This is a genomic window from Fuerstiella marisgermanici (assembly GCF_001983935.1).
Taxonomy (GTDB): Bacteria; Planctomycetota; Planctomycetia; order Planctomycetales; family Planctomycetaceae; genus Fuerstiella; species Fuerstiella marisgermanici.
This window is the reverse complement of record NZ_CP017641.1, coordinates 277,473-298,400: the sequence shown is the minus strand read 5'-3', so window position 1 is coordinate 298,400 and position 20,928 is coordinate 277,473. Positions and strand designations below refer to the sequence as shown.

Genomic DNA, 20,928 nt, shown 5'->3' with positions numbered 1-20,928 from the left:
CTATCGTGACTGCGAGACCGTCAGCGCATGTCATCAAACCTTCTGTGCGTTTGATTAGCTGGATAGCGCCACCTTTGGTCATTGGGCCGTGTTTTGGGTAACCCGATGCGTAAGCGAGGGATTCGTCGCAACTCGATCCCTCGCTTACACTTCGGGTTACCATTAGCACCGACATGGCGCTGTCCAGTTAGATAGTTGCCAATTCATTCTGCTGCAGTGAACATCGCGAGCACCGCAGCGCCGTGCGTCAGGGACCTCGCGCTTGGTCCACTCTGCAACCACTGCGCTGCACCCGCTGGTCCGGAAGCACTGTGCTGCGCCGACTTTGACGGTTGTAACAACTGCGACGATTCTGTCCGTTGCACCCGTTTTTCTGCAAGCGCCGCAGATACGGGCTAAGCCGGGTTTGGTCTATTCGCGAGCCAGGCCCTACCGATCCTTTCAATGAGATGCCCGAAGACCGCGCGACGGATTGCGCTGTATTGATCTTGCGATCAACCCTGCCTTTTGGCTCCGCGTTCACGATTGTGGACCACGTCCTGCAGTGGAACAGAAAAGGAATTCGCAGCATGCCACATCGCTTCGCACCGCTGGCCATCAAAAGAGGTCGGCCGCGTTCTGCTGCCTTCCTGCTGACGATTGTCGCCAGTGTTTCGTGCAGCGTGCCGCTTGCCGCTCAGGACATGGACCGCTACCGGCCGGACACTCCGACCACCGGACGCAATGTCGTAAACCTGCCCGTTCCGCCTGCGACGTATGCCGATGGTTCGCCGGAGGTGATCATTGAGGAACTGAAGGGCGTGATGATCCTGGCTGACGAAAGCCGCCTTCAGGATCCCATCAAGCCGTTCGAAGGCATTCGACTCGACCCCAAAGCCGACCTGACGGTGGCTCGCGGCGACGGGTTCAAGTCAGAAATGCAGCCGTATCTCGGGCAGCCCATTTCCATTCTGGCGCTCAATCAGTTGGCTCAACACATCGTCACGATGTACCGCAACAACGGGCAGCCCGTGGTCGAAGTTCACATGCCGCCCGGTCAGGACATCACCGACGGAGTCGTGCAGGTTGTGATCACGGAGTCGAAAATCGGCAGAATCGATTTTCGAGGCAACTGCCACTTCGACGATTGTCTGCTGCAGCGGCAAAGCTGGCTGCGGCCCGGGCAGAACATCTTTGTGGCGTCACTGGAAAACGAACTGCTGTGGTACAACAAGAACCCATATCGCACCGTCGGCGTAACGCTGGAACCGGGACAGGCGGCGGGCACAACGGATGTCGTCTACAGTGTTTGCGAACAGCGGCCAATGCGAGGCTTTGTTGGTTACCGCGACACGGGAACTCGATCCACCAACCGCGAACGGATGGTATTCGGCTTTAACCGAGCGAATCCCAAAGGGGACGACGGACAGTTCAGTTATCAATTTGAAGCGGACGCTCAACTGGCCGGTCGCGTTGGCGTGCATTCGTTCACATACACGGCCCCAATTTTCGACAACCGTGATTCATGGACCATCTACGGAAGTTACGGAAATCTGGATAACCTGTTGCCCGTGGCCGGCGATCCGACGGACGGTCGCATGTGGCAGGTTTCGTTGCGATACAATCATCCACTACACGAAGACAACTGCCGGTTGGATGAGATGCACTTCGGGCTGGATGTCAAAGGCACGGATAATGATCTGGACTTCGGTGGCACCAATATTCAGTCAAGTGACGTTCACGTTGTGAACTTCATGGCCGGGTTAGGTAGCCGGCAACAGTACGACGATGGCTACACGGCCTACGGTGTCGACGGCTACTTCAGCCCGGGCCACCTGCTGTCGTCAAATCGCGATTCGGACTTTTCACGATTTCGTTCCGGAGCGAAATCACTGTACGGCTACGGTCGCGGATATGTAGAACGCCTGTACGAAGTGGGTGCTCGCAGTGACTTGTTTGTGCGAGCGACCGGGCAACTTGGCAGTTACAAACTTCTTCCGTCAGAACAGCTTGGCTTTGGCGGTTACGACACGATTCGCGGGTACGACATGCGGACCGTCAACGGCGATTCGGGCTATATTCTGAACATGGAATACCGCTCGAAGCCGATCATTGGCTGCTGCAACGACAAGCAAACCTCGCTGACTCTGCTTACCTTTCTGGACGCAGGCCAGCAGTTTAACTGGGGCGCGTACGACGCCGCGTTGAATTCACCGGACCAGGAATTTCTCGCGAGTACCGGTGTGGGGCTTAGGTATTCGATCGATCCGAACTGCTCGCTACGGCTCGACTACGGCTATCCGTTGCGAGACAAGCTGGCCGAAAACAGCAAAGGCCGGCTGCACGTCGGTGCTGTGCTGTCGTACTAAAGATCTCCGCACCGAAGTGGAAGCACGCTTCCTTCGAGGTTGGCCGAGGTTAGATTGAGCGAAACGAACACCGGGGTTTCACTCGTTTCTTGCTCCAACGCCGGCCACACACCCCGCCCCAATTCCACAAGGACCGATTTAGCAGCCATCATCGGCCCGACAATACCGACAATCGCCGCGACCCATACAGGCGTCTCCAAAGCGCGCGGCTTCAGCAATCGGATTTTTTGACAGTGTCAGTGGAAGGGGTATGTTTACTATCCGCAACGTGGCATCCGTGGCGGACACATTCAAACAAGAAACCCCACTTCGCGATGGCAGGCTATGGCACTTCCTTCTCCCTCTACTGTCGTCGAAGCAACTCAACAACCGTTTGTCATCGACGATGGCGTGATCGCTCAACTCCGCCAGGCGGAAAAAGCAATTCACGAGTGTCTGACAAGTTGTGACACGACCGATTCAGAGACTCCAGCACCGGAAGTTCCGCCGGAGGTCTCTGTTGTGATGCCCTGCCTGAATGAAGCGGATACGCTCGAAGTCTGCATCCGCAAAGCTCAGCAATCCATGAAGGAAGCCGGCATTCGCGGCGAAGTGGTGATCGCCGATAACGGAAGCACGGACGGCAGCATTGAAATCGCAAACATCTGCGGCGCACGCGTCGTCCATGTCCGCGAAAAAGGCTATGGCAGCGCGCTAATGGGCGGGATCGAAGCGGCGCGCGGCAAGTTTGTCATCATGGGTGACGCGGACGACAGCTACGACTTTCTGGAAGTTCCCACATTCGTCGAACGGCTGCGAGACGGGCATGACCTGGTGCAGGGATGTCGGCTGCCAGGCGGTGGAGGCACCATCAAACCGGGCGCAATGCCGCTGCTGCATCGATGGCTGGGCAACCCCATGTTTTCCATGATGGTGCGCCACATGTTTTCTGCGCCGATCCACGATGTCTATTGCGGACTACGTGGCTTCACGCGGAAGCTGTACGACCAACTGGATTTGCGTTGTTCCGGGATGGAATTCGCAACCGAAATGATCATCAAAAGCAGCCTGTTCGGCGTGGACATTGCCGAAACGCCGATCACGCTCCATCCGGATGGCCGGAAGGCTCACGCACCACACCTTCGCACCTTCAGAGACGGCTGGAGGACTCTTCGCTTCTTTCTGATGTACAGCCCGACGTGGCTGTTTTTTGTCCCCGGACTGTTGCTGATGTTTGCCGGAGTCGCCGTAGGCGGCCTTGCGTTTCCCGGCACTACGATCATGGGAGCAACTTTGGGAGCTCATTCGCTGCTGTATGCCAGCCTGTCGATTTTGGTCGGCTACCAGTGTCTGCAGTTCGGGATGTTCACTCGCACATTCGCAATCTCCGAACGGCTGATGCCGGACAGTCCTCGAATGAAGTGGTTCTTCCGCACGGCGACATTGGAACGCGGCCTGATCATTGGCGGAGCGGCGTTGACCGGCGGAGTGTTTCTACTGGGCGCGGCCGTAGCCAAGTGGAGCGCCGTTGACTTCGGACCGCTCGACTATGGCAGCACGATGCGATGGGTGATTCCAGGCGTCACACTGGTCGCGTTGGGCTGCCAGACAACGCTATCCAGCTTCTTCCTAAGCATCCTGCTGATGGCCCGGCGATAGACCTGCTGCCAGAAAAACATTCACACATGAAAGCGAAATCGTCCCGATGACAGCAACACTTGAAGCTCCGCAACTTGTTCACATCGACGAAGGCCAGGTCTCATGCGACGACGCATGGGAACGCGCGTTCGCTCGGTTTGAAACGCCGGAGCAGGAGATCAAAAAATTCCGCAAGCGACTGCGCTGGTTCGGCTGCGAACAGTGGGACCGCAACCTGTCCGTGGTTGAAATCTTCTGTGGTCGAGGAGCGGGGTTAATTGCGTGGCAGCAACTTGGCTTCAAAAATCTTGAAGGAGCGGACCTGTCTGCCAACCTGATTTCTCAATACGACGGACCTGCAAAATGCTACGTGGCCGATTGCCGCAAGCTGCCGTTCGATGATTCGTCACGCGACGTAATCGCGGTGCAGGGCGGCCTGCATCACTTGCCGGACTTTCCCGCCGATGTGCAGAAAACAGTCGACGAAGTAAAGCGAGTTCTAAAACCGGGCGGACGGTTTCTGATCGTCGAACCGTGGAACACGCTCTTCCTGCGAATGGTTCACGCCGCATCCGCCTCGCCGACCGCACGGCGACTTTGGGACAAACTGGATGCCTTTGAGGAACTCTACATTCACGAACGTGAAACGTACGACCAGTGGCGATACCAGCCCGCGCCGATTCTGGAGATCCTCAAGTTTGCCTTCACAACTGAGCGGTTAGTGACTCACTGGGGCAAGCTGATGTTTATCGGCCGCGTTTGAAACGGGCGACAGCTCGACATCTGACGGCGAGTTCACATCAGGCGAAACAGGCCATGACATCGCATATTCTTCAACGACTGAGGCGCACACACACGTCGTCGGCCGCCAGCCTGGCTGTGCTGGCGTTCGTCATCGCCGCTGCGATCTCATGGATTCAGCCGCCGACCGCCAGCCTGCACGACGAATTCAGCAAACTGTTAGCGGCCGATACGTTTGTCGAAGGACGTGTGACCAATCCGTCGCACCCGATGTGGGAACACTTCGAATCCTTCCACATCATACAGCAGCCCAGCTACGCATCGAAGTATCCGCCGGGCCCCGGAGCGGTTCTCGCGTTCGGACAGGTTGTGTTCGGTCGACCAATCGTCGGCGTGTGGTGCATCACAGCACTGGCAACCGCAGCCTTCTATTGGATGCTGCTTGGTTTCATGCCGCGGCGATGGGCCTTTAACGGCGGACTGCTGTTTGCGTTGCATCCAAACCTTCAGGTCTACCTGGGGCAGTGCTTTTTCGTAGAAAACCTAGCTCTGCTGGGTGGGATTCTGGTGTTCGGCGCCGTCCCGCGTTTGGCGAATTCGGTTTCCATTTTTAGTTCAGCCCTAATGGCGACGGGAGCCATTCTTCTGGCTGCCAGTCGCCCGTATGAAGGACTGATGTTGTGCATCTTGTGCGGCGGCTGCGTCATTGTTGAGTGGGTCCGGAAATCGCCGCCTTCAGCAAACCAACTGGTCTTCCGCACCATCCTGCCGTTCTCGTTGCTTATGGCAGGCGGGCTGTCGCTGCTGGGATGGGTCAATTATGAAGTGACCGGTTCGCCAACTCGGATGGCCTATCAGATCCACGAAGAAACGTACGGCATTTGTCCGCTGTTTGTGTGGCAGTCGCCACCGGAAGACCGCAGTTACAGTCATCCGGCGTTGCGAGCGTACCATGCCGACTGGTCCATGGACTGGTTCCGCCAACAGCAGACGTTCAGTGGCATTCTCAGCACAAAACTGGACATGCTCAGTGACATCTACTTCTTTTACGTGCCGCTCCCTGTGCTCTTTCTGCTTCTTGCTGTTCCGCTGTTGCGAAGCCGCAAGCTGCGGCAGCCATTCGTGCTGATATCTCTGATGCTGTGCGTGTCAGCCGTCGCCGTTTTTGCTAACCCGAGATATCTAGCGCCGACGGCTCCGCTGATTCTTCTGCTGTTCGTACAGGCCGTCCGATACCTGCACGTCCTGGCCCGCAGACGCCTGCCTTCCATTCAGCCAGTGGCTGTGGTCGCGTTGCTGCTGACGTTGAAGCTAAGTCTGGAGACGGCTCATGTGCGCGGCGAAGCCGACCAGAATTTCGGAGCGATGCGGCAACGTGTGACGCAGCAACTTCACGAGCAACCCGGCGATCACCTGGTCCTGGTCACCTACGGGTCTGGCCACACGACACACGAAGAATGGGTTTACAACCGAGCCGACATCGACGCCGCGCGGGTCGTCTGGGCACGCAGCCTGGGTGAAGAACGCGATTCGAAATTGCGAGCCTACTTTTCTGATCGAACGGTATGGCAACTCGAATCCAACGGCCCGGGCACCGCAATCAGCTGCCTCACCACGCAAACTGGAGCGACCCCGCTGGCTAAGCTGGCCGCTGAAAATCGGCCAGCAGCGACGCTCGCAACCGCAACCCGGTTGACGCAGGCGGACGAAAGTGGGTTGGCGCTGTCCGCACCGAAAACGTTGCCCTAAATTCGCTGTTTTCAAACCCTACTGGTTCTGCGGCCTGTGATTCTGCACATTCGCCAGGCTGCCGCCGGAACATCAAGAATGCCGCTCGCTTGATGGACAATTGCGGAACACGTCGCTAATAAAGGTGCCACTTATCAAGTCACCTGCCGCGCCATTTTCGCGAGCACCGCAACGAACCTGAGCCTACCAGAGCGAGACCTACCAGCCATGTCGGAAAACACCAACATCGAAAGTATTTTGACCGAAAACCGTTCCTTCGCGCCGCCCGCGACGTTTGTGGCGGATGCCGGCATTAATAGTGAACAGCAGTATCAGGAACTGTGGCAGCACGCGAAGGATGATCCGGCCGGATTTTGGGGTGAAATGGCTGAAAATCTCAGCTGGTTCAAGCGCTGGGACACCGTGATGGACGGCGAAATGCCGAACACCAAATGGTTCACCGGTGGAAAAATCAATGTCAGCTACAACTGCCTGGACAGGCATCTGGAAACCGAACGCCGCAACAAAGCGGCCATTATCTGGGAAGGCGAACCTGGTGATACTCGAGTTATTCGCTATCAGGATCTTCACCGCGAAGTATGTAAATTCGCCAACGTGCTGAAGAACATGGGCGTCGAAACCGGCGACCGCGTCACCATTTACATGCCGATGATTCCGGAACTCGTCTTCGCCATGCTGGCGTGTGCTCGAATCGGGGCCGTTCATTCGATCATCTTTGGCGGCTTCAGTGCAGACGCCGTCGCAGATCGAAATAACGACGCCGAAGCGAAAGTCGTCATCACGGCCGACGGCGGCTGGCGGCGTGGCAAGGAAATTCCGTTGAAGGCGGCTGTCGATGCCAGCCTCGAAAAATCACCGACGGTCGAAAAAGTAATCGTGGTCAAACGCACGGGCGGCGACATTGACATGGTTCCTGACCGTGACTTCTGGTGGCACGACCTAATGCAGGACGCGTCGGCCGAGTGCGATGCGGTAGAACTCGACAGCGAACATCCGCTGTTCATCCTGTACACGTCGGGTAGCACTGGCAAACCTAAAGGAGTCCTGCACACCTCTGCTGGCTACCTGCTGGGAACCATGATGACGACCCAGTGGGTCTTCGATCTAAAAGAAAACGACACGTATTGGTGTACGGCCGACATTGGCTGGGTCACGGGACACAGCTACATCTGCTACGGACCACTCGCCAACGGTGCCAGCGTCGTCATGTACGAAGGTGCTCCCAACTGGCCGGACGAAGGTCGGTTCTGGGAGTTGATCGAAAAGTACCAGGTCAGCGTTTTCTACACAGCGCCGACCGCCATTCGAGCGTTCATCAAATGGGGCAATCAGTGGCCGGAGAAGTACGACCTGTCCAGCCTGCGAGTTCTCGGCACGGTCGGCGAACCCATCAACCCCGAAGCATGGATGTGGTATCACCAGATCATCGGTCAGGAACGCTGCCCGATTGTCGACACATGGTGGCAGACCGAAACCGGCGGCATCATGATCAGCCCGCTGCCAGGGGTGACTCCGACAAAACCAGGAAGCTGCGCCAAACCTTTGCCGGGTGTTGTGCCGGAAATCGTTTCCGAAAGCGGCGAAGCACTCGGGCCTAACGAAGGCGGCCTGCTGGTCATGGCTCAGCCGTGGCCTCATATGCTCAGAACCCTGTACGGCGACCACGATCGATTTATCGAAACCTACTTTTCGACAATCGAAGGCCGCTACTTCGCAGGCGACGGGGCTCGTCTGGACCAGGACGGCTATATCTGGGTGATGGGTCGCGTCGACGACGTGATCAACGTATCGGGCCATCGACTCAGCACCATGGAAGTCGAAAGCGCGCTGGTTGCTCACCCGAAAGTCGCTGAAGCGGCCGTCGTCGGTTTTCCTCACGAAATCAAGGGCGAAGGCATCTGCTGTTTCGTCTCATTGAAAGAGGACGAGCATTCGGAAGAATTGCAGGCCGAACTGATCAAGCACGTTCGCGAACAGATCGGAGCCCTCGCAACACCCGATCAGATTCGTTTTTCCGCCGCCCTTCCCAAGACTCGCAGCGGCAAGATCATGCGGCGATTGCTGCGAGATATTGCGGCCGGCCGAGAGTCTACGCAGGATACAAGCACGCTGGAAGACTACACGATTCTGGCAAAGCTGCGTGAAGAGGACGACTAGCCTCTGTCCCGCAATTTAAAATTGCCCAGGAACTCGTGGACGAATCCGCTGGCAGCGGGGTTTTCGTTCCACCGGCGGCTAGCGTCTTGCCGGTCACCGGTTAGGTGACAGGGCTTGGCGTCGGACGTATTTTGCTTTTTCCGATGATTCGCACTCAGGGCCTCCGAAGCTGTTTCGGAGGCCCCTGCGAGGCGTTTTGTGGACAATTCGAGGGTATTTCGGCTGCGCAATGAACGTTGTCGCGCGGGGACACATCTGATATGAATGCGTGTCGTCGAACCTCTCTCACCTCGCCGATGCGCGAGTCTCTTCGGCAGAAATGATCTCAAAACCAACGCTTCGGACGGATTTCGGAGCGGATTTGCCATGGAGTTGGCCGTGTCTCAATCTTCCAAGCACAAACTGCGCGTCCTGTTCGTCGATGATGATGAGTCCATTTCCGGGCTGCTGGAATCCGAACTTCCTCGCATGGGTCACACGGCCACGATTTGCCGGTCTCCGGGCGAAGCCATCGAAGCGGTCAGCAAGAACACGTTCGACGCGGCCATTGTCGATCTCCGTATGCCCGGCGGCAGCGGATGGGATGTCATCGACCAGTTGCGTGAGCATTCTCCGGAAACGGATTACGTAATCAGCACCGGTCACGGCAGCATGGACGATGCGATCCGAGCCATTCGAATGGGAGCCTACGACTTCTTGCCGAAGCCGGTTTCCCTGTTCGAAATTTCGGCAGTGTTGCAGCGAATCGGCGACAAGAAGAGTCTGCAGAATAAGAATACGGCGCTGGAGAGCCGCCTGAAACAGGTTGAGGGTCGCTCGGATCTGATCGGCGAATCGAAATCGATGGAACGCGTCAAAACGCTGATCGAGAAGATCGCACCGACGGATTCCGCAGTTCTGATTCTGGGCGAAACGGGTACCGGCAAGGAAATGGTGGCTCGCCGCGTTCACGAACAAAGCGAACGAGCAGACGCGCCATTTGTGGCGGTCAACTGTGGAGCAATCCCCGAGAATCTGGTCGAAAGTGAGTTCTTCGGACACCGCAAAGGTGCCTTCACCGGAGCCGACACGGCGCGCACTGGCCTGTTCGAAGTCGCCAACGGCGGAACTCTGTTTTTGGACGAGCTGGGCGAACTAGACAAGTCGATGCAGGTCAAGCTGCTTCGATTTTTGGAGTCCGGCGAGGTCCGGCGCGTCGGCGAAAACGAACCGTTCCGAGTCGACGTGCGAATTGTGTGTGCGACCAACTGCGACCTGCAGGAAATGGTCGAAGCGGGCACGTTTCGCGAAGACCTCGTGTTTCGAGTCAACACGTTTGAAATTCACCTGCCGCCATTGCGAGAACGCCGCGACGACATTCCCGCTCTGGCTCGTCACCTGATCGCTCGCCACCTAAAACGAGAAACCGCCCCGGAATCCATCCTGGCCCCGGAGACGATCGCATTGTTGAAATCGCAGGAATGGGCTGGCAACGTACGCCAGCTAGCCAACGTCATGGAACACGCCATGATTTTGTCCGATGGCAAGTGCATCATGCCTGAAGATCTGCCTCGCAGCATGATTAAAGGTGGCAGCACACCGTCCGCTTCTTCAGACGGCATTCAGTTTGGCGACGAACCCAGAACTCTGCGGGAAATGGAGGACCAAATGATCCTGCACGTCCTCGAAAAGCACGAAGGCGATAAGCCGAGTGCAGCCAAAGAACTGGGTATCGCTCTGAAAACCTTGTACAACCGGCTGGGACAACTGGAACAGTGTCGCGAGGCCGGTTAGAGCATTTCACCTTTTGTTGTGGACGTTTCGGGCTCGTGGCAAACAGCCTTTGTCGTCTGAAACGCTTGCTCCGCGGCCATAAGTCAGCGAGATTCGCTGTAGACGCGTCTATCCGTCGTGTCCTGCCACCAGTGACGCCAACGATTCTTCGTCTTCATTGTCGCGTTGAGCCTTCTCAAACGATTCCAGTACCGGTAGCGGATCGAAGCCCTGCCACATCGGCATCGACGACAAGAACGACGTCAGCAACGAACCGCCACGCAGCAACCAAACGGCGTAGCCAACGGAAACAGAAGTTGAAACGGCTGCGGTGGTTCCCACTACGATCGTTTCAACAATCTGCTCAGACGACTCTTCGCGGTTCCGTTGCTGCAGGTAACTCTTCTGCTCGAGGTCGAACATGCGACCGGCGACAAAAGGATTCACAGTCTGGACCGGTGAGAACAGGAAGTCCCCGAAACCTCGGTAATTCGCGTCCACAGAATTATCGCCTCGTCGCTCCGCTGCCAGACTTCGAGCGTCAAAGTCACTCGTTTCCGGAACGTCAACCAGCAACACGTCTACACTCGATAATGAATCTACGGTAAAACCATAGCTCTCGACATCCGCCGTCGTCGGCCCGGCGTCAACCCCCACCGCCGAAGACGATGTGGTCGGACGGTGCACTGGCTTGTTAACTAACTCGCCAGGCAAACTTGCATCCCCCGCAGCGTCGCCGGATTCACCTGAACCATCACTACCACTCCCTGAGTTGTCACCAGTAGATTCGCCACTGGTATTGTCATTCGTTTGGGAGTTATCACCATCGCTGCCGTTATCGCCTTGATCGCTGTCAGTGCTGTCCTGATTGCCCGATGGAACCGAAACTTCGACATCAAGAGTGACAGTCGCAACATTACTGATTAATGCGCCGTCGGTCACGTAGTAGGTGAACGAATCCTGTCCGTGGAAGGCTCCATTTGGCGTGTACGAAAACGAACCGTCAGCTTGCAGTTGCAGCGTTCCGTTAGCCGGCCCACCTGCCAACATAACGAAGATGGCATCTCCATCGATGTCGCTGTCGTTGACCGTCAGCGAACCGGCAGAACCGACAAGCGTGTCTAATTGCTTCAGAGTAAACGCGTCGTCACCAGCGACCGGTGCTTCGTTGACGTTGGTCACCTCAACCTGGATTGTCTGAAGGCTGCTGAGTCCCTCGCCATCTGATACCTCCACGACAACTTCGTACACGTTGTTTCCGTCAGCGTCGGTCGGAGTGATGAACAGTGGAGCAACATTGAACTCAAGCTCCCCGGTTGCTGAATGCAACGAAAACTCGTCCGCGTCCGCTCCGCCCACGATCGTGTATGTCAATGCCTGAGCCGGTCGGTCGGCATCCAGAGCAGTGACGTTTGTAGCCGCCGTCGCGAACTCATGCACGGACACGGTACTATCGCTTGTGATCACCGGAGCGTTGTCGTTTACCGGAAGGATCCCAATACTGAAACCACCGCTCGACACCGCACCGCCTTCGCTGTCATCAACGGTGAAGTCAAAGCTGTCGGCGAACACTTCGTTGCCGTTGTGATCGTAGGTCAACAGCCCGGCGTTGATGTCGGCCTGAGTGAACGTGGCACCACCATTTAAGACTACGCCAGCTCGCCGCAGCGTGCCCGTAGATGGCGCCGTCGTCACTGTGTACACAATCTGGTCTGGACTGTCCTCAACGTCGGCAGTTTGCAGCATGGTCCCGGTGATCGTAACGCCGGTATCGCCTTCTTCGATCTCAACTCCGCGGTTGACGACGATCAACTGTTCGTCATTTTGCGCCACGACATCAATGATGATCGTGTTTGGAGTCGCATCCAGGTTGATGCCACCGTTCGAGGTGCCTCCGTCATCCTGAACCCTAAAAGTAAAGCTGGCGACTGCGCTGCCATTGACATTCAAGGCGGGAAGATACGTCAGGCGGCCCGAGTCCAGATCGCCTTTTTGAATGGCAGTGCCTGGGGCGAAAGGACTTCCGTCGTACAGCAGTTGCCCGCTGGCCGGAAAGGTGTCGATATAGACAAGATCAAGTTCGTGGCCATCGATGTCGGTAAAACCAAAGTCATCGGCAGTGAACACGTATGCGGTGTCTTCTGTGACGCTGATCGTGTTGTCGATGCCGCTGGGAGCATCGTTAACGTTGACAACGGCCACTGTTTCGGCAGACGTCAGTGGACCTTCATCACTGCCGTGCCCGTCGACGTAGCGAACTTCGACGCTGACCTGGTGGCCCACATCGGCGTCGCCGAGCGTATAGCTATCGGAGGTTGCTCCGCTGATCGCCGAGCCGTTTCGCAACCATTGGTAGGTGAACGTGCCGAGACCGTCTTCGTCGCTGATGGCCGACGTGTCAGCTGTCAGTGTCTGGTCTTCTCGGACAATTCCAGAGATCGTCGGCACGCCGGTCGGTGTGTCGTTAGTGTTGCCAACCGGACCGACCGCTGAACTTGTCACGCTCTCGTCGGTGCCATGGCCGTCTGTGTAGCTGGCAACGACTCGGATGCTTGAGCCAACATCCGTTTGCGTCAATGTATATGTGCTCGCCGTGGCTCCGAGAATGTCGACGCCGTTTCGCTGCCACTGGTACGTGACAGTACCGAGACCGTCGGCATCGGCCAGCGTGTTGCCGGCCGTCAAGACCTGATCTTCAGTCGGCGTGCCACTAATCGTAACGTTGCCCGTTGGCGCGTCGTTGACAGCGTTGACAGTCACGTCAAAAGTCGTCTGAGTGACCGTGGTTCCATCGTTGACCGACACCGTAATCGTCACCGGCCCGCCATTACGGTGGGCGGCTGGCGAAACGTTGATCGTGCGATTGGCGCCAGTGCCGCTAATCGTAATGTTTCCGTTGGGGATCAGCGACTGGTCGTCAGATGTCGCCGTAACGGTCAGTGAGTCAGCCGCCGTTTCCACATCGTCGATGGTAAACGCGAGGTCGCCCGTCGATGTGTCTTCGTCGATAGTCTGATTCGCAATATCGGTGATCGTCGGCGCGTCATTCACATTGACGACCGATACCGTTTCCGCTGATGTCAACGGACCTTCGTCTGTACCGTCGCCATCCGTATATCGAACCTCAACGCTGATGCGAGTATCCACGTCTGCATCGCCCAGCGTGTACGTGCTGGAAGTCGCACCGGAGATGACCGAACCGTTTCGCAACCATTGATAGCTGATGGCTCCGGTTACGTCCGGATCGCTGATACCACTGGTGTCGGCGGTCAGTGTCTGGTCCTCCTGAACCGTGCCATTGATTGTTGGCACGCCGGCCGGCAAATCGTTGACCGGTGTAATATCGACGTTAACGTAACCCAATGTCACGTTCGATCCGCCGCCGGTACCCGTATTGCCACCGTCGTTGACATCAATCTTAAGTTGCTCGGCGTCGTCGCCGTTTGTGTGAGCGACGGCATGCAGAAACTGCACATTGGACGGCGTTGCAAGGAACGTGTTGAGTGCGTCGCGAGTTCCCTGCAGCGTTAGCACGGCCGAACTGTTGCCCGTGACAGTGACCCCGCCGCCGGTTGAACCGTACAGCCGTCCGCCGCCCCCTGCAGAAATAATCACAGTCATCGGGTTGCCGTTGTCGTCGACATCGCTGATGTCGATGGAAGACAAATCGACGTCCGACAGCACATCTTCAGTCACTGTCACATCAGTCGGAAGTGAACCGGCGTTGGTCGGATCGTCGTTCATCGCTTCGATGTTGATACCGTTCAGTACGGCACTGCTGCCCCCGTCGCCGTCAGTTAGTGTGAACCGAACGTACCGCGTTGACACATCGGGATTCTGCGAAGTGTTGTTAAACGAAATCGTTCGCAGGACCTCCTGAATGGACGAAGCCGTGCTGTTGGCGTTCCAGTTGATCACAAGATCGCTGCCGTTAGCTCCACCGCTGAACGAGCCGACGGATATTCCGCTCACGACAACGTCGCCGCCCGAAATTGTCACATTGCCCGTAGATTCGATCGTCAGTTGATCATTCGCAGTACTGTTTGCGGTGAAGTGAACCGTCAGCGTACCGCCGTCGAAATTGAAGCCATCAGGATCCGCGACAGTCGCCGCTGGATTGATCGCTACCGCTCCACCGTCTTCCGTGAAATCGGCGGCCGGTCCCGGCATAGCCAAAACGGGATCACGATTCAGTCGAATATCCATCGCGCCGGTTGGTGAATCGAACAAAGTTTCAGGTTCGAAGCCGTTCGGGTTGTTCGTGACATCGATTGCACTGAACACGCCTGTTCGAGTCGCGTACGTCAGTGCGTCGTTCGCGATGCCACCGCCCAATACGCCGTTGAGATCCAGTCCAAGTCGCGAACCAGCCTGCAGCAAGACGTTGCCGGACACGTCCAGCGTGTCGTAGTTGCCGGCGCCGTAGCCGTTCACATCAAAGTGAAGCGTCGACGTGCTTTCGACAGTCAACCGCCCGTCAATCGTTCCGGATGCATGGTACACACCTCCCAGCAGTCTCACTTGATAACCGACCGCAACCGTGAACCCGCGCGCGTCAAAGTTACCGGCAACCAGAAAGACGTCCTGAGTTCCCAAGTCGTTGTGGAGCAGATCGTCCAGCAAAGAAACCGTCCCCGACGTTTTGTCGATAAACAGATCGCCATTCCCAAGATCGTCGCCGGAAATTGTTTGATCGCCGGTGCCATCCAGACGAACAGTCGTGCTTCCAGCAACGTCGGCGTCGGTAGAAGTCAGATGACCTGCCACTCGAATTTCGCCGCCGTCAATCGCAGTCGCACTGGTGATTGTCAGGCTGCCATCAACATCGACTGTTCCGATGATTGTCTTCGTCCCCGTTGAGTCAATTTCAAAGTTCGCGAACCGAGTCGTGCCAGTGCTGATTATCGCGTCACCGGAATCCAGAACCCACGAGCTGTCCTGAACAAGAAACGTGCCTGCCGTCAAATCCACGTCGCCACCGACTCGCCATGTCGAAACGCCGCCTTCTACCGTGCCGAGTACTTTCAGACCGGCCACATCCACGTCGGCGGTCGTGATAAATGTCTGCCCGCTGCCGACATAAACTTCCACGTCCGTACGATTCACTTCCAATGCCGTGCCAGTTACATCGAACAGGAGATCGGCGTCACTGTATGCACCGATTGCGGCGGCAACTTGGTTGTTGTTCAGCGATGATCCATGGTCATTCCGCAGCATGATGTGATCGGCATACAGATCCAATCCGCTGAAGTCACCGCCCGGAGTCACCGTGTACGTGTTGGCTCGGTAGCTTGCGTTATCAAGGAACACAACAATGGTGTCTTCCGCATAAAGTTCCGGACCGACATTGATCGAGTAGTTCCCGCTGGCGTCAGTCGTTCCCGTGCCCGCAGACACTCCATTAACGAGCACGCGAACCGTTTCACCCGCTCCAACGGTGGTCAAACCTTCGTCGCTGAAGACAGTTCCTGACAACGCGTTCGTCAAGTTGTTGAGATCGATCGTCACCATTGCGGTCGTTGTCCGGTTCGGCGAACCATCGTCGGTGACTTCGACCTGAAGCGTGAAGCTTGGCGTGGTGTCGTAGTCAAGCTGAGCCCCGTCCAGAACAGTAATCTGTCCCGTACTAGGGTTGATCGCGAACGCCGTCTGACCGGTGCCGCCGGTGATCGCGTACGTCAAACCATCGGTCTCGACATCACTCGCAGAAACCGTTCCCACAGCCGTTGTGTTTGCTGAATTCTCGTCGACGCTGAAAGTCTGGTTGGCAACGACTGGTGCGTCGTTGGTTCCAGTCACGGTGATTGTCACGACCGCCTGGCTCTTCTGATTCGCTGAATCGCTGACTTCGTAAGTGAATGTCACTTGCCGCGTTTCCCCGGCCGCTAAATCCTGGAAATCAGTTCCCGGATCGAACGTATAGGAGCCATTTGCGTTCACGGTTGCCGAACCTTCGGTGGTGTTGGACACCAGCGTGTACGTGTGTGTTTCGCCCGCATCCACATCAACAGTCACCAGCGTCCCAGCCACAGCACCGGCGTCTTCGGTTGCAGAGTTTGTCCCTGCCTGGGCAGTTGGTGCGTCGTTCTGGCCTTCGATCGTGATCGTGATTTGGCCAGTCGCAGTGGCACCAGCAGCGTCGGTGATTGTGTAGTTGAACACATCGTCGAGCGTATCAGATGATGTTCGCAATGCTTCGACAGCGGAGTTGGAATTGTCGACTGTGTACGTGTAGGAACCGTCAGAATTGACGGTAATGGAGCCGTACAATCCATCCACCGAACTGCCGACGGCACCGACTGTCGCTCCGACAATATTGCCGGTCACTGAGCGAGTGTCTCCGTTGTCAACATCGGTGTCGTTGGACAGGACGTTACCCGATGGGTTTACGCCAACAACTCCGTTGGCCACTCCACCGGCTTCTGTTGCGGTGGCGGTGTCACTGACTGCCACCGGAGCATCGTTGGCTCCGCGAATGGTAATCGTGATCTGTGCCGTCGATTGCAGTCCTCCATTGTCATCTGTCGTGTAGGAGAACACTTCGCTGAGCGTGTCGCTGCTGGTTCGAAGTGCTTCCACGTCTCCATTCGCTTCGTCGACGACGTAGGTGTAGTTTCCGTCCGAATCGATTGTCAGAGTCCCATAGGTGCCCACGACACCAGAACCGACATTGCCAGAAGTGGATGCCTGCACACCAGTGGCTACGCCGGTGACGGTATGAGTGTCGCCCGTATCAACACCATTATCGTTGAGGAGCACATTTCCGGTGGCATTGTTGCCTGCCGTGACGTTGGCAACACCACCGGATTCACCTGCAGTCCCACCGTCCGCGACCGCGACGGGCGCGTCGTTGGCCCCTTGAATCGTCACCGTGATCTGAGCCGACGATTCTGCACCGTCTGTGTCCTGAACAGTGTAGGTAAACACATCGCTGAGCGTGTCACCAGAATTCAACAGTGCCTGAACGGCCGAATTGCTGTTGTCGACGGTGTAAGTTGCTGTCCCGTTGGATGAAATTTGAATGCTGCCGTACAGCCCGGCAACGCTAGCGCCAACACTTCCGGATGCGGAAGCCACGTTGCCTGCTGCGACACCGGAGACGCTTTTCGTATCGCCGGCATCAACATCGGTATCGTTGTCCAATACGTTTGTGGTTGGGTTCGTTCCTGCAGTCTCGTTGGCGGTTCCACCAGCTTCGGTTGCGGTCATTGTATCGGCGGTCGCGTCGATCGCGTCGTTGGCCCCTCGAACCGTCACCACAATCTGAGTCGTCGACGACAGGCCGTCCGTATCTGTAAACGTGTACGTGAACGTATCCGTAACCGACTGGCCGCTTGTGCGCAATTGTTGAACCGTCGCGTTGTCGTTGTCGACCACGTAGGTGTAACTGCCGTCGCCTGCAATGGTGATGCTGCCATAGGTTCCGTTGACGGCAGAGTTCACGCTTCCGGTCGCCGGTCCGGTTGTACCGGCCGCGACCCCGATCACCGTTTTGGTGTCTCCCGCGTCGACGTCTGTATCGTTCGTCAGCACGTTGCCGGTCGGATTGGTCCCTGCCGTGCCATTGGAAGTGCCGCCGGCTTCATACGCAGTGGCCGCATCGACCACAGCGGTCGGCGTGTCGTTGCTGCCCTGAAGCGTCACAACCAGCTGAGTTGTGCTGGCCGTACCTGCAGTATCAACGACAGTGTACGAATAGGTTTCCGTCAGCGTATCTGTCGTGGTCCTCAAAGCCTGTACGGCTGCAAGTGATTCGTTGATGGTGTACGTGTAGCTTCCATTGTTATTGATCACGATGCTGCCGTAGTTGCCCGTCACGGAGGCGCCGACACTGCCTGACGTCGACAAGTGCGTTCCGAGTTGCACTCCAACAACGGTCTTTGTGTCACCTGCATCCACATCGGTATCGTTGGTAACTACGTTGCCGGTCGCGTCGCTGCCAGAAGTGCCATTATTCAGGCCGCCGGATTCGACAGCTGTGCCAATGTCTGCGACAGCGATGATGGCATCGTTGTTACCATCGATGGTAATGGTGAGCTGCGTTGTGGACGAGTTGCTGTCGTCGTCCTCCATCGTGTAAGTGAACACATCAGTGACGTGTTCTCCGGAAGTCCTGAGCGCTTCGACGGCAGGATTGCTGTTGTCCAGCGTATATGTGAAGTCACCATTCGCATCGATCACGACGGTTCCATACGTTCCAACCACCGGCGTGCCGACATCACCCGTGGCAAGAGCCGTCGTGCCTGCATCAACACCAACGACCTCTTTGCCTTTGTTTGTCGAGTCGTTATCCAGCACGTTGCCGGACGGGTCGGTTCCGGCGCTGGCGTTGTACAGGCCACCCGCTTCGAGGGCTGTGTCCATGTCAGCTTCGGCAACGGGCAGGTCGGTACGTCCTTCGATTGTGATGACAATCTGCGTCGTCGACTGTTGTCCGCCCGCATCCTGCATCGTGTACGTGAATGTTTCGTTTAGCGATTCCCCCTGAATAAGTCCTTCGACGGTCACGTTGTCGTTGTCGACCGTGTACGTGTACGAACCGTCTGATTCGATGACGAGTTCACCGAAGGCTCCCGCCACAATCGAGCCAACATTGCCGCTTGTCGAAACCTGCGTGCCGGTGTCCACGCCAACGACTGTTTTCGTATCGCCAGCATCGACATCAGTGTCATTCGTCAGCACGTTGCCGGTCGGGTCCGTGCCTGAGATATTGTTGTGAATGCCGGAAGCTTCAATCGCAGTTGCAGCATTGGCCACGGCCTCGGGGGCGTCATTTTGTCCCGTTATTGTGACGGTGACTTCAGCCGTCGCATCCGCACCTGAGGCGTCTCGCATCGTGTAAGTGAAGACTTCACTAACGGTGTCGCCAGCAGTGCGCAACGCCTGCACCACCGCGTTGGTTTCATCGATAACGTACGTCGCATTGCCTGATGCGTCGATGGTGAGAGTGCCGTAAGTCCCAGCGACTCCCGTACCGACGTTGCCTGAAGCGACCGCCTGTGATCCCGATTCGACACCAATAATCGATTGGGTGTCTCCCGAATCAATGTCTGTATCGTTGCCCAGCACATTGCCCGTGCCGTTAGAGCCAGCAGTTGCGTTGGAGATTCCACCACTTTCCCCGGCGGTCAGGTTGTCATCGACCGCAATCGGATCATCGTTCTGCCCCTGAATTGTGACTGTGATCTGAGCCGATGACGAAGCTCCATCGGAGTCCGTCAGCGTATAGGTGAAGACATCGTCGAGCGTGCCGCTGCTGGTGCGAAGTGCTTCCACAAAGGCATTGTCGTTGTCAACGACGTAGCTGTACGATCCATCCGAATTAATCGTGATGGTACCGTACGTTCCAGCAACGGATGCGCCGACCGCGCCGGTGGCAGCTCCAACCACGTTTCCGGTCACGGCTTTGGTATCGCCGCCGTCCACGTCGACGTCATTCGTCAGGACATTGCCAATCGGATTTGTTCCCGCATCGGCGTTGCCCAGGCCACCAGCTTCAATAGCCGTTGCAGTGTCGGCAACCGCGACAGGCGCGTCATTTTGGCCATGAATCGTAATCACAATCTGTGTCGAAGACGTGGCTCCACCGCCATCCGTCACCGTGTACGTGAACGTGTCGGTGATCGTGTCGCTGCTGGTGCGAAGTGCCTGCACAATTGCGTTACCTTCGTCGACGACATAGGTGTAGCTGCCATCAGCGGCAATGGTGATTGCCCCGTAGGTGCCGGTGACCGACGTGGCCACGTTTGTGGATGCCGATGCGACTGAACCGGACGCAACGCCGGTGACGTTCAGTTCGTCCACCGGGTCGATATCTCTGTCATTAGTAAGTACGTTTCCTGTGGCGTCGCTGCCGACCGTTGCATTGGCAATCCCGCCGGCTTCGGTTGCCGCTCCGGTGTCTGCAACCGCAACCACAGCGTCATTAACAGCACCGATGACCATGGTGGCGGTAGCTGATTCACTCGAAAATTCGTTCGTGCCGCCAACCAACGTGCTCGCGTCGCCATGGCTGGGAGAACTGAACGCAGAACCCGTGCTGATGGTTTCGTCCCACGCCCGGAATCCAAACGTCGCCGTTTCACCGTCGATACCGTCCGGTTGATACCGAACCAGGCTGGTCGAAGTTAAAAGCAACGCGTTAGACGCCGAAACACTACCAAAGTTCGTCCAATTGGTTCCGTCAGTACTGTATTGCCACGCGCCATTTCCAGTGGCCGATGTGACAGCGATTCCCGACACTGCCCCGGTGTCGACATCGTCACCACCGGCACTGGCATAAATCGATGCAACACTGCTTCCTGTCGAAGCGGTGTCTTCATTGGTACCGCCAAGACTCACATTGGCAGCATCGGTCAGTGTCGGCGCGTCGTTGACGTCGGTCACGGTCAGATACATCGTTTCAGGCGTCGTGCCGAAGGCGCTTGATCCGCCGCCGACACCTGTATCGACCTTGGTTCCAGCCGTCCCGAATGTCTGGTCCCAGGCACGGACACTCAAGTGCGCTGCCGTGCCATTTTCGTCATTCGGCTGGTAGCGAACCATGTCGGTGTCACGCAGCAGC

General features: G+C 57.0%; 7 protein-coding genes (1 of these 7 cut by a window edge). 6 read left to right on the top strand and 1 reads right to left on the bottom strand.

What is annotated here, in order from left to right:
* Window positions 1-569: 569 nt before the first annotated feature.
* The 6 genes from Fuma_RS01055 (at window position 570) to Fuma_RS01025 (ending at window position 10,385) form a co-directional block, all read left to right on the top strand.
* On the top strand, window positions 570-2,348 hold the full coding sequence (locus tag Fuma_RS01055; RefSeq protein ID WP_158520818.1) for a ShlB/FhaC/HecB family hemolysin secretion/activation protein: 1,779 nt from the start codon (window positions 570-572) through the stop codon (window positions 2,346-2,348).
* 324 nt (window positions 2,349-2,672) lie between these two features.
* Window positions 2,673-3,986 carry a glycosyltransferase family 2 protein gene (locus Fuma_RS01045; protein ID WP_145943879.1) on the top strand — a complete coding sequence of 438 codons (1,314 nt, stop codon included), beginning with the start codon at window positions 2,673-2,675 and terminating at the stop codon, window positions 3,984-3,986.
* Between the two features lie 46 nt (window positions 3,987-4,032).
* The gene (locus Fuma_RS01040; RefSeq protein WP_077022494.1) at window positions 4,033-4,728 is read left to right on the top strand and encodes a class I SAM-dependent methyltransferase; all 696 of its coding nucleotides are present in this window, start codon (window positions 4,033-4,035) and stop codon (window positions 4,726-4,728) included.
* Window positions 4,729-4,781: 53 nt separating this feature from the next.
* Window positions 4,782-6,455, top strand: a complete 1,674-nt coding sequence (locus Fuma_RS01035) for a hypothetical protein (protein ID WP_077022493.1) — start codon at window positions 4,782-4,784, stop codon at window positions 6,453-6,455.
* Window positions 6,456-6,662: 207 nt separating this feature from the next.
* Entirely contained in the window at window positions 6,663-8,612 is a 1,950-nt protein-coding gene (acs, locus tag Fuma_RS01030) for an acetate--CoA ligase (RefSeq protein WP_077022492.1), read from the top strand.
* A gap of 378 nt (window positions 8,613-8,990) precedes the next feature.
* The gene (locus Fuma_RS01025) at window positions 8,991-10,385 is read left to right on the top strand and encodes a sigma-54-dependent transcriptional regulator (RefSeq protein WP_077028024.1); all 1,395 of its coding nucleotides are present in this window, start codon (window positions 8,991-8,993) and stop codon (window positions 10,383-10,385) included.
* 108 nt (window positions 10,386-10,493) lie between these two features.
* Here Fuma_RS01025 and Fuma_RS36970 read toward each other — a convergent pair whose 3' ends face one another.
* Window positions 10,494-20,928, bottom strand: the end of a protein-coding gene (locus Fuma_RS36970; protein WP_077022491.1) for a VCBS domain-containing protein. Its footprint extends 18,932 nt past the window's final position; the window shows 10,435 of its 29,367 coding nt (coding positions 18,933-29,367); its start codon lies off the right edge, out of view; the stop codon is at window positions 10,494-10,496.

What these genes read in the sequence shown, in the direction of transcription:
- Fuma_RS01055 (WP_158520818.1), top strand. Translation starts at nt 570, where the DNA reads ATGCCACATCGCTTCGCACCGCTGGCCATCAAAAGAGGTCGGCCGCGT.
- Fuma_RS01045 (WP_145943879.1), top strand. Translation starts at nt 2,673, where the DNA reads ATGGCACTTCCTTCTCCCTCTACTGTCGTCGAAGCAACTCAACAACCG.
- Fuma_RS01040 (WP_077022494.1), top strand. Translation starts at nt 4,033, where the DNA reads ATGACAGCAACACTTGAAGCTCCGCAACTTGTTCACATCGACGAAGGC.
- Fuma_RS01035 (WP_077022493.1), top strand. Translation starts at nt 4,782, where the DNA reads ATGACATCGCATATTCTTCAACGACTGAGGCGCACACACACGTCGTCG.
- acs (WP_077022492.1), top strand. Translation starts at nt 6,663, where the DNA reads ATGTCGGAAAACACCAACATCGAAAGTATTTTGACCGAAAACCGTTCC.